The following is a 10,756-nucleotide window of genomic DNA, read 5'->3' as shown; positions in this document are numbered from 1 at the left end:
TTTTATATGAACCGATTTTGTTCTTATGTTACGCATATATGAGGCAATATACGTTTAAATGACCCTTTAGCTGAATCCACAACACACGTGCTAATTATTTCAAAGAAGAAAATAACAGCCTACTCAAAAGAGCAATTAATAGATTTATACAGAATAAATGAAAACCTTTATATCGACAAATAAAAGCCCACGCACTGGGCTTTTTTCTTTTTATTTACAAAACGAACATATGTTTGTATAATTTGAACTAAGACCAAACACATGTAATTACATAGAGGTGCCGTCAATGTTCACTACTTATTACTCAACACTTCTTGAAGATTCCGTAGAAGACATTTATACACAAATTGGAATTTCTCTTCCTTACCAATTGGATATGTGGTTCATAGCTGATGCTTTGAATATCTCTTTGTACACTCTCCCTCTCGAGAGTCAAATTGTGACCTTTGGCAGAAAGTTAAAAATAAACGTCAACTCCGATCTTTCTCCACAGGAACAATGGGAAGATTTTGGGCATGAACTTTGTCATTACCTCACACACTATGGCGATCAAACAAAAATGCCAAAATCATTTTTGCTTCTCCAGGAAGAAAAAGCCATTAATTTCTCTTTTCATTTCTGCATTCCAACTTTCATGTTAAAAGAGATTGAATTTTTCAGCACAAAAAGGAAAACATTCACTTGATATCAGAAACTTTCAATGTCACCCTACCCTTTGCTGAAAAAAGACTTGAAAGGTTTGAACAGCAATTATTTGGTTCACATCTTACCGAGCACTTCAAAGCATTGCACGAAGCCGAACAACAATTCAAACAACGGTTAGGATATGACTTTATCGTTGAAGGGCCTGATAGGTATTTTCTTTTTAACAACAACAAAGGAGTTATTGGCACCATTAGAAAAAGGAGCGAATATTAGTGGCCACCTTCCGAAAACGCGGAAACAAATGGGAGTACCGAATTTCTTATAAAGATCCATTTACTCAGAAAAATAAGTTGAAATCTAAAAGTGGTTTTTCTACCAAGAAAGAAGCTCAACGTGCAGCTTCTGAGATGGAAAAGCAATTATCAGAAGGACTTGAATTTACTGAAGATATTCCTTTGAAAAATTTTCTCAATGATTGGCTGTATGAGTACAAGAAACCGGTATTAAGAAAGAACACATTCCAGCTTCACAAGCAAAACATAGAGAATCATATTAATCCTTATTTTAAGAACATTCCACTTAAAAAGATAACTCCCTTAATGTATCAAAAATTCTTAAATCACCTTGCTGACCAAGGTTACAGTAAGCGCACCATTGAGATTATTCATGGAACGATTTTTGGTGCTCTTAGCAAAGCAGTATCCTTAGGTAAAATAACAAAAAATCCTAGTGAAGGCTCCACGATCCCGACCGTAGAAACAAAAAGAAAATCAGATGATCTGGAATATATGAAAACAGAGGATATTCCTCTTTTCCTAAAAACCGCTTACAAATACAATTATATTTATTGGATTTTTTTAAAGTTCTTATTGAAACAGGGATGAGAAAAGGAGAAGCAGCTGCCTTACAATGGTCAGATATTGATTTAGAGGAAGGTACAATTTACATTCGTAAAACCTTAGACTTTTCTGCTAAGGGTGAGGAAGAGTTACTAGGAGAAACAAAGACCTTTAAGTCAAAAAGAAAGATAACAATAAGCCAATCCCTTATTAAGAATCTTACTTTTCACATACAGTGGCAAGACCAAAATAAGGCCACACTTAAAGATACTTACAATTATGAACTTAACCTAGTTTTATGTAGACCGAATGGGGATTTCATGCCTAAATCATCTCTCTTCAATGCGTTCAGCCGAATTCTTAAGCAAGCTAAGCTTCCAAGACTGCCAATACACTCTTTACGTCATACCCATGCTGTTCTTCTTTTGGAAGCTGGAGCAGATATGAAGTATATCCAGGAACGTTTGGGCCACGGCAGTATGCAAATAACTGCAGACGTTTATTCTCATATCAGTAAAAAGATCGAAAGTGAGACAATGAATAAATACGAAAATTACATGAAAGGCATTTTAGATTAATTTTTTTGGTCCGAATTTGGTCAACGTCTCTTTTGGTTATTGGTATTTCTTTTTTTGACCAAATAGAAAAAAAACCCTGACGCTATTAACGCCAAGGGTCTGATAGGTATTAATAAGTTTGGATATACTGCTCGCGTTCCCATGGGTGCACTTGCGTGCGGAACATATCCCACTCGATTTCTTTTGCTTCAACAAAGTGCTCAACTGCATGCTCACCTAACGCCTTTACAAGCACTTCGTCTTTTTTAAGATTATCAATAGCTTCTTTCAAGTTAGCTGGAAGATCTTTGATTCCCTCTTCCACACGCTCTTCTTTATCCATTACATAGATATTGCGGTCTGTTGGCTCTGGAGATTGGCCTTTCTTTTTGATTCCGTCAAGACCGGAAGCAAGAAGTGCAGCCATAGCCAAATATGGATTAGCAGCCGGGTCTGGACTGCGGACTTCAATACGAGTGCTCATTCCGCGAGAAGATGGAATACGAACAAGCGGACTGCGGTTTCTCATTGACCAAGCTACGTATACCGGAGCTTCGTATCCAGGTACAAGGCGCTTATAAGAGTTAACAATTGGGTTCGTTACTGCAGTAAACGCTTGAGCATGATCCAGGATACCAGATAGGAACTGCATGGCAGTTTCGCTCAATTGAGTTTCATTATTTGGCTCATAGAATACATTCCCGTCTTCGTTAAACAAAGACATGTTACAATGCATTCCGGAACCGTTTACGCCAAACAATGGTTTTGGCATAAATGTTGCGTGTAAGCCGTGCTTTCTGGCAATAGTCTTTACAACAAGCTTAAAGGTCTGGATATTGTCACAAGCAGTTACAGCATCAGCATATTTAAAGTCGATTTCGTGCTGGCCAGGAGCTACCTCATGGTGGGAAGCTTCGATGTCAAAGCCCATGTCTTCAAGTTCAAGCACGATGTCACGACGGGCATTTTCACCAAGATCTGTTGGAGCAAGGTCGAAATATCCGCCTTTATCGTTTAGTTCCATAGTCGGCTCGCCTTTTTCATCATTTTTGAAAAGGAAAAACTCAGGCTCAGGACCAATGTTAAATGCTGTGTACCCCATGTCTTTTGCTTCCTGCAATACACGCTTTAAGATCCCGCGAGGATCCCCTTCAAATGGTGTCGGCTCTTCTCCAGGAGCTCCCGGCTCATAAATGTCGCAAATCAAACGAGCAACTTTCCCTTTTTCTGGAGTCCAAGGGAATACGACCCACGTATCAAGCTCTGGATATAAGTACATGTCTGATTCTTCAATGCGGACGAATCCTTCAATGGAAGACCCGTCAAACATCATTTGATTATCCAATGCTTTTGTAAGCTGATCATAAGGAATTTCTACGTTTTTGATAACTCCTTGCAAATCAGTAAATTGTAAACGGATGAATTTGATATTTTCTTCTTCTGCAATTCTCAAAATATCCTCTTTTGTGTACTTGCTGCCCATGTTAACTGGCTCCTCTCTAAGTATGTTATCTAATAAAACTTTTGCAGCTCCATTATGTAAGGAGAACAAAAGGTCTTCCCCTTATTAATTGAAAAAGCGGGACAACTGGCCCTGGATCATTGATGGCTTCCCATGCTTTCCAGCCATCATCACTTCATTTTTCAAATGGCGTCGTAATTCTTTCTGAGAAATCTCTGTTTTCGGTGCAAGAGCCGGATTTTCTTTACTGCTTTGCTCTTGTGCTCTAAGTTCAAAAATTTCTTTAATACCTGAAATGTTAATGCCTCTTTCAATCAAGCTCTTTATTTCCAAGAGACGATCCACATCATTAAACGAAAACAACCTCTGATTACCGCTTGTCCTGGCTGGGTGAATAAGTGAATGTTCTTCATAATACCTGATTTGCCTGGCGGATAATTCAGTGAGCTGCTTCACTATGCTAATCGGGAACAGAGGCATATTGCGGCGAACGTGATCATTCATATTTCCGTCCCCCTTTCCCTTGATTTAACTATATCATACATCATGTCAGCTTTGCCGTCAACACATGTCACCTTTTTTACATCAGATTTTTCAGACAGATTATCCCTTGCCAAATAGACTATATCATATTCTTTTTTATCAATTCATCAAGGGCCCGCATGACTGCTGTTTTGACATGAATATACGTCAGCCCGCCTTGCACAAATGCAGTATACGGAGGACGGATGGGTCCGTCTGCCGACAGCTCAATGCTTGCTCCTTGAATAAAAGTGCCCGCTGCCATAATCACTTCATCCTCATAACCAGGCATCGGACTAGGCATAGGTACAACCTTAGCATCTACAGGAGAGGCTTCTTGGATTGCCTGGCAAAATGAAATCATTCTTTCTTTGTCCTCAAACTGTATCGCCTGGATCAAATCTGTTCTTTTCTCCTGAGAGGAAGGGGTTGTAGTTAGACCAGCTTCTTCAAGTAAAGCAGCTGTGAAAAAGGCTCCTTTTAAAGACTGGGCAACAGTATGGGGAGCCATAAAAAACCCCTGGTACATTTCTAGGAGCATGGATAACGTTGCCCCGCCTTCTCTTCCGATCCCTGGTGCTGAAAGTCTTCCGGCCGCCTGATCTACCAGCCTTTTCCTTCCAGCAATATAGCCCCCTGTTTTTGCAAGGCCTCCACCTGGATTTTTAATTAAGGAACCTGCCATTAAATCAACACCGACATGACTGGCTCTGTTTCTTCCACAAATTCACCGTAACAATTATCAACGAATACAATAACTTCAGGATTAACTTCCTTAACAAAGTGAGTCATGTTTTTTATTTCTTCTATTGCAAAAGAAGGACGTGTGTCATACCCTCGTGACCTTTGAATAGCGACTACCTTTGTTTTATTCGTTATGGCTTTGCTTACTGCCGGGTAATCTACATTCCCCTCTTTTGTTAAAGGGACTATGGAACACGCAATACCATAATCCTTTAAAGAGCCTGGCTCATTTTCCGTTAATCCAATGACCTGCTGCAGGGTGTCGTAAGGAGTCCCTGTTATGTATACCAGCTCTTCCCCAGGCCGGAGGCTGCCAAACAGTGCAGTGGCTATCGCGTGAGTCCCGGAGATAAATTGATGCCTGACTAATGCGTCTTCTGTTCCGAAGGCTCTGGCATAAACCTTGTCCAACGTTTCCCTGCCAGCGTCGTCATATCCATATCCTGTCGAAGGATTAAAGTGAAAAGCCGAAACTCCCTCTTCCTTATAGATCGTTAGCAAACGCCCTTGATTATATTCTTCTATTTTTTCTACTTCTTTATGCTGTTTCCCTATTTTTTCTTCCGCTAGTTCAGCTAGTTTTTTTATCTTGTCACTATAATGACTGGTCATCTGTGGTTCCTACTTTCTGATTGTTAAGCTTAAATCGTAATTTTCACTCGTTAACGAGGGTGAACACCCATCGTAGACCCTCATGTTTTCCTTGTTTATCCCTGTTCACATCATATATTTTGAAATTTCCCCGTGAATTGGGTGGTCTTCTTTTACATAGCCTTTCACATAGAACATTTCTTCTTCCTCAGATAGAGTTTCTTCGCTCACTAACGTGTCTTTTTTAAGGGAAGACACAAGCTTACCATTCTTAAGGGGCACCTTTACATGGTAAAACACCATGGCTTCTTTTAGAACTTCTTCCATTTTCCCTTTTAATTTTTCTATATCTAAATCCTCGAATGCAGAAATTAAAATGGAAGAGCTGTCTGCTGGAGGCAAAGGTATTTCTTTATTACGCTGGTCTTTTTTATTAAATACTGTAAGGACAGGAAGGTGGCTTACTTCAAGTTCCTGAAGTAGCTTGTCTACTGTTTCCATTTGTGAAGAAGCTGAGGCATCTGACGAATCGACTACATGAAGCAGGACGTCTGCTTCTTTCACTTCTTCCAGTGTAGAACGAAATGCAGCTACCAATGTGGTCGGAAGATCCTGAATAAAGCCAACTGTATCACTTAACAGAACGTTATACCCCGAAGGAAGTTTCATTTGTCTTGTTAAAGGATCAAGGGTGGCAAACAGCAAATCTTCTTCAAAAGCCTGAGAGTTTGTCAGCTTATTTAATAATGTGGACTTCCCTGCATTCGTGTAACCAACCAATGAAAATTGAATAACGCTGTTTCTTTTTCGCTGCTTACGGTAGCTTGTTCTCTGGGAACTAATTTGAGCAAGCTGTTTTTTAAGATCATCCATTCTTTTTTGAATATGACGACGATCAGTTTCTAATTTTGTCTCCCCGGGACCTCTTGTTCCTATCCCTCCTCCAAGTCTGGAGAGGGCAGCCCCCTGTCCTGTTAATCTCGGCAGGAGATAGCTAAGCTGTGCCAGCTCCACTTGTATCTTTCCTTCTTTTGTTTGAGCTCGTTTTGCAAAGATATCAAGGATTAACTGAGTTCGGTCTATAACAAAAGCCTCAACCATCCTTGACAAATTTCGGATTTGGCTTCCAGTCAATTCATCATTAAAAACGACAATGTCAGCTTCTATCTCTTCCACCAGCTGGGAAAGTTCCTCCACCTTCCCTTTGCCAATATAGGTGGAGGACTCCAGCTTGTGGCGAGTCTGGGTCAGGGAAGCGGCTACAATTCCATCTGCTGTTTTGACCAGGGAAGCTAGTTCATCAAGCGAAGATTGAAACCTTTCTTCATCTTCATCTTGCAGCCGGCATCCAACTATGATTATTTTTTCATCCATTGCTATCCCAACCTTCTGTTTACAGACTATAATCCAGATTCTATCTCATCTACATTAAAATCTTCGGCTTCTAACCTGAGAAGAGAAGCCCTGTCTTTATCTTTTCTCTGCTTCATAACCCGAACGGCATGCATCCTGATTGCTTTTTCAACACAGTTTCGTACATATCGGCCGTTGCTGAAATGACGAAGCCCCTGCCGCCCTGTTTTTTCAAAATGCAGTTTCATTTTATATAATGCTTCCCGGCTGCACTCATATTCTCTTTCTTTCACCATCATTTCAAGGAGCGTTAAAAGCTCATGTTGAGAAAAATCCTTAAAAGTTAAAGAAGTTGGAAAGCGAGACGGCAATCCGGGGTTTAACGAAAGAAAATGATCCATTTCCCTTGGATATCCAGCGAGAATTAAAACAAACTCATGTTGCTGATCTTCCATAGCTTTCACTATGGAAGGACTTTAGACAATAATATTTTCATTTCCCCCAGAGATATTCAGGTCCACAACTAGTTCTCTGTCGGGCTTAAAGATAATGCGCCGGACAAGCAATTTTGTGATTCCCTTTTTTTGAGTGTAAGACAGGTTGTTAAGCTTATGTCTGTATTCATCCTCCCAGGCAGCCTTACCTGTCTTCTTTTCTATATCCTGTTTCTCCACTTTGTTTTCAGAGGATTCCTTTTCATTAGCAGATACTAGTACGAGTTTATCATTAATTTCCGTCATTTTCTTCTCGAGGAGCACTTTATCTACTTTGCCATCTAGATATAGATCAAGAATCCTTTGTTTTTTCTCAAGCAATTCTTCTTTTTCTTTTTTTAAGACATATGCTTCTTGAGTATGTGCATGGCTATTTTTTTCATTGTTATATCTTTCATTCCCCTTTGGAGGTTGTTTTATATATTCCACAATCGTGTCCCACAAAACCTGATCTACAATAGCAGAGTTCCAATAGGGGCTTTTGCACGCTGTTTGTGATTCTCTCCGATGAGAACAATAGCTTTTTTTATGTTTTCCTGTGCATGCATAATACGTATAGGAACGCCTGCCGGATTTCACGGTTGTCCCCATAGAGCGACCGCAATAACAAACTCCTGTACCCTCTATAAGATAAGGATAAACCGCAGGCCTCCCCGCATGAGATCGGTGAGAAGCAATCACTTTCTGAACTTTTTCAAATGTCCTCTGGTCAACTAATGCTTCAATTGGAAGAGGAAATTGTTCACTCAGTGGTCTCTCTCTTTTAAATCCCTGGTGATAGTCGGATTTATACGCGTAATACGTTCCTAAATAACTTTGGTTTTTTAAAATTCGAGTTACAGTGGAACCATACCACGTTTCGCCTCTAGGTGCAGGTATCCCTCGTCTGGCAAGCTTTTCTGCAATTTTTTCTCCGCTCTGTCCTTCGCTTGCCCATTGAAAAATAAGCTTGACTACCGCTCCTTCTTTTTTGTTTATCATTAATTGATCCGTTTCTGTGTTGAAGGTATAGCCAAAGAGCCTTGGATCAAAGCTTAGCTTCCCATGCTTTTTAATCTTTTCTATCCGTCCTCTGATCGTTCGTTCTCTTATTTTTTCTCTTTCATACTGAGCAAAGATTCCTCTCAATTGATAATACATCATTCCTTCAGGTGTGTTTTTCCATTCAAAGTTTACAAATTCCAGTCTGACTCCTTGTTTGACAAATTCATCTGTAAGAAGCAATTGATGAGTCAGGTTTCTAGACAGCCTGTCAGGATCATAAATGATTATTATATCTATTGTTTGCTGTTTTACATATTGTCGCATCAGTTTCAGCCCCGGGCGCTCTAACGTTGCACCTGAAGCTTGATCTCTTATCACGTGAATCGTAGTTTCTTTGTATCCCATGCTCTTTGCCTTGAGTAAACACCGTTCAATTTGTGATTCCAAGCTGTACCCTTTTTCTTTTTGCTCTTCAGTTGACACCCTGCCATAGATGATTAGTTTTCCTTCATCCATGGTCATGCCTCCTGTTCTGTTCTTTTAAAGAAAGATTATTTATGTCATTTTTTTCTGACACACTCTCATTATCAAAGACTATACGAATAATTTCTCTCCAAACTTCTTCATTCGTTTCCTTGTCAGCAAGCACGTTAACTTTTGTAGTTATATCCTTTGCCTTCAAGGGTGTTTTCTTCATTTTTCTCACCTCGCCTTATCCATGGCTATGAGAGTGAAAAGTTGTCTCATTCCTCACTTTACTAATGAAGGCATTATATATGTATGATAGAAAGATTGCGGGTGGGACAAAACAGTCTTAGTAATGAAATAACTCTGCTCATTGTAATTAGTGTCTAAGGATTGTTTGTTGAACTTAACCTTTTCAATAACCACGATCGATTACGAAAAAATTAAACGGCCTCAGCCCCATTCAATAAGGACCAAGACCGCTACAATTATTTTTAAAATAATGTCTACTTACAGGGTGCAGCTCAAACGGTGAGTGACATTCATTTTACCTAATTTGTGTGTCAGGCTGTTTGGATTTTACAAAGGACGCTTGAATTTATCGATAAAACGCTGAGGATACTCTGGAGGCAGAGCAGTAAATGCTTCTAGTTCATCCACATGCTGATCCTGAAGCCTCCACCCTACAGCGCCAATGTTTTCTTCATATTGAGCCATATTTCTGGCCCCGAAAATCGGCGATGTAATTCCCTCTTTCATCATAAGCCAGTTTAGAGCTACTTGAGCAGGAGTCTTCTCTTCTTTTTCTGCAATTTCTTCCACTTTAGTAAGGATCTCGAAGTTCCGATCTACAGCTTTTGTCTCCCAGTTATACTCCCCAGGGCCTGCCTGAGCAAGTCTCCAGTCCGTATCAGGCTTTTCAGGGGTTGTATATTTACCTGTTAAAAATCCTCCTCCAAGTGGGCCCATGGCAGAACGCCGATCCCTTCTTCTTTGCACAAAGACATCACTTCTCTGTCCATCTCCCTATGCAACAGACTGTACTGAGGCTGGACTGTAATAAATTTTGCATAGCCTTCCCGCTCGCTAATTGAGAGAGACTTCATTATCTGCCATGCTAAAAAGTTTGAGCATCCTATGTAACGCACCTTTCCTGCTGTAACCAAATCATCCAGTGTACGTAAGGTTTCTTCAATAGGTGTAAGATGGTCCCAGACATGTAATTGATACAAATCCAGATAGTCAGTATCAAGACGAGATAAACTTTGGTCAATTCCATCCATAATTCGTTTCCTCGAGTATCCCACATCATTAATATGCGGGCCCACCTTCATCCTTACTTTCGATGCAAGGATAACTTCAGAACGTCTATCTTTTATTGCTTTTCCTACGATACGTTCAGACTCGCCGTCTACATATGTATCAGCTGTATCAATAAAGTTACCTCCATCATCTAAAAATTGATGAACTATTGAAATTGCTTCCTCCTCAGGAGCAGCTTTTCCAAAGGTCATGGTGCCAAGGCATAATTCAGATACTGCCACGCCGCTTTTGCCGAGCATTTTATAGTTCATGTTAAAATCTCCTTCCAAGATACTGTCATGGGTGCATGTTTCATTGTAACAGGCAAAAGCAGTGAAAGTCAGCTTTGTGGCCCCTTGCTAAAGTTCTACTCTTTTAACAACGGTAAAGTAATTGTAAACGTAGTTCCTTGGTTTATTTTACTCCGCACTGAAATATCCCCGCCATGGTTATGAATAATTTTATAACTAACCATTAAACCAAGACCGTTCCCCTCTTCCTTTGTTGAAAAAAAGGTTCCCCCCAGCTTTTCAAGCTTATCACCTGTCATTCCTACTCCGTAATCAGAAATAGAAATCTTTGCTTTATTACCATCTCCGCTGAGAATGATATGAATGGGTCCGCCATTTGGCATGGCTTCTATACTATTTTTAATTAGATTTAGAAAAACCTGTTTCAGCTGATTTTCTTCACATTGCATTTTTAATTGACCTTCTACTTCTTGGTGATAATGAATAGAGACATTATTCAAATTTGCTTCCGATTCTAAAAATGTAATCACTTGCCTAAGCAAAGCAC

Annotated in this window: 9 protein-coding genes and 3 pseudogenes; 3 read left to right on the top strand and 9 right to left on the bottom strand. The window is 39.9% G+C overall.

Annotated features, from left to right (window positions below; genetic code table 11):
• Nucleotides 1-286: 286 nt before the first annotated feature.
• From JCM19033_RS04460 to JCM19033_RS21900, 3 genes and pseudogenes are all read left to right on the top strand, one after another.
• Nucleotides 287-685 (top strand): ImmA/IrrE family metallo-endopeptidase, encoded by a 399-nt coding sequence (locus JCM19033_RS04460; RefSeq protein ID WP_054635402.1) that lies wholly within the window; start codon nt 287-289, stop codon nt 683-685.
• Nucleotides 682-918: a hypothetical protein gene (locus JCM19033_RS04455; RefSeq protein ID WP_054635401.1), complete on the top strand. Its 237-nt coding sequence runs from the start codon at nt 682-684 to the stop codon at nt 916-918. The genes JCM19033_RS04460 and JCM19033_RS04455 overlap by 4 nt, the downstream gene beginning before the upstream one ends.
• Nucleotides 918-2,062 (top strand): annotated as a pseudogene (locus JCM19033_RS21900) (tyrosine-type recombinase/integrase). Before JCM19033_RS04455 ends, JCM19033_RS21900 begins: the two are co-directional and overlap by 1 nt.
• 109 nt (nt 2,063-2,171) lie before the next feature.
• On the opposite strand, the gene glnA reads toward JCM19033_RS21900, so the two are convergent.
• From glnA to JCM19033_RS04400, 9 genes and pseudogenes are all read right to left on the bottom strand, one after another.
• Nucleotides 2,172-3,524: a type I glutamate--ammonia ligase gene (glnA, locus tag JCM19033_RS04440; RefSeq protein WP_054635423.1), complete on the bottom strand. Its 1,353-nt coding sequence runs from the start codon at nt 3,522-3,524 to the stop codon at nt 2,172-2,174.
• 84 nt (nt 3,525-3,608) lie between these two features.
• A complete protein-coding gene (locus JCM19033_RS04435; RefSeq protein ID WP_054635398.1) occupies nt 3,609-4,007 on the bottom strand; it encodes a MerR family transcriptional regulator in 399 nt (132 codons plus the stop codon).
• A gap of 118 nt (nt 4,008-4,125) precedes the next feature.
• Nucleotides 4,126-5,381: pseudogene (locus tag JCM19033_RS04430) on the bottom strand (aminotransferase class I/II-fold pyridoxal phosphate-dependent enzyme).
• Between the two features lie 105 nt (nt 5,382-5,486).
• On the bottom strand, nt 5,487-6,740 hold the full coding sequence (gene hflX / locus JCM19033_RS04425) for a GTPase HflX (protein ID WP_157049731.1): 1,254 nt from the start codon (nt 6,738-6,740) through the stop codon (nt 5,487-5,489).
• A 20-nt stretch (nt 6,741-6,760) separates the two neighbouring features.
• Nucleotides 6,761-7,168 carry a hypothetical protein gene (locus tag JCM19033_RS04420; protein WP_157049730.1) on the bottom strand — a complete coding sequence of 136 codons (408 nt, stop codon included), beginning with the start codon at nt 7,166-7,168 and terminating at the stop codon, nt 6,761-6,763.
• A gap of 21 nt (nt 7,169-7,189) precedes the next feature.
• Complete coding sequence (locus JCM19033_RS04415; RefSeq protein WP_054635395.1) at nt 7,190-8,707, bottom strand: recombinase family protein; 1,518 nt, start codon at nt 8,705-8,707, stop codon at nt 7,190-7,192.
• Complete coding sequence (locus tag JCM19033_RS04410; RefSeq protein WP_054635394.1) at nt 8,700-8,888, bottom strand: hypothetical protein; 189 nt, start codon at nt 8,886-8,888, stop codon at nt 8,700-8,702. The genes JCM19033_RS04415 and JCM19033_RS04410 overlap by 8 nt, the downstream gene beginning before the upstream one ends.
• 347 nt (nt 8,889-9,235) lie before the next feature.
• Nucleotides 9,236-10,170: pseudogene (locus JCM19033_RS04405) on the bottom strand (aldo/keto reductase).
• 155 nt (nt 10,171-10,325) lie between these two features.
• Complete coding sequence (locus JCM19033_RS04400; protein ID WP_054635393.1) at nt 10,326-10,739, bottom strand: ATP-binding protein; 414 nt, start codon at nt 10,737-10,739, stop codon at nt 10,326-10,328.
• Nucleotides 10,740-10,756 lie beyond the last annotated feature (17 nt).

This window comes from Thalassobacillus sp. C254, from assembly GCF_001310615.1.
Note: the sequence above shows the minus strand (reverse complement) of the source record. Positions and strands in the feature narration are given on the sequence as shown.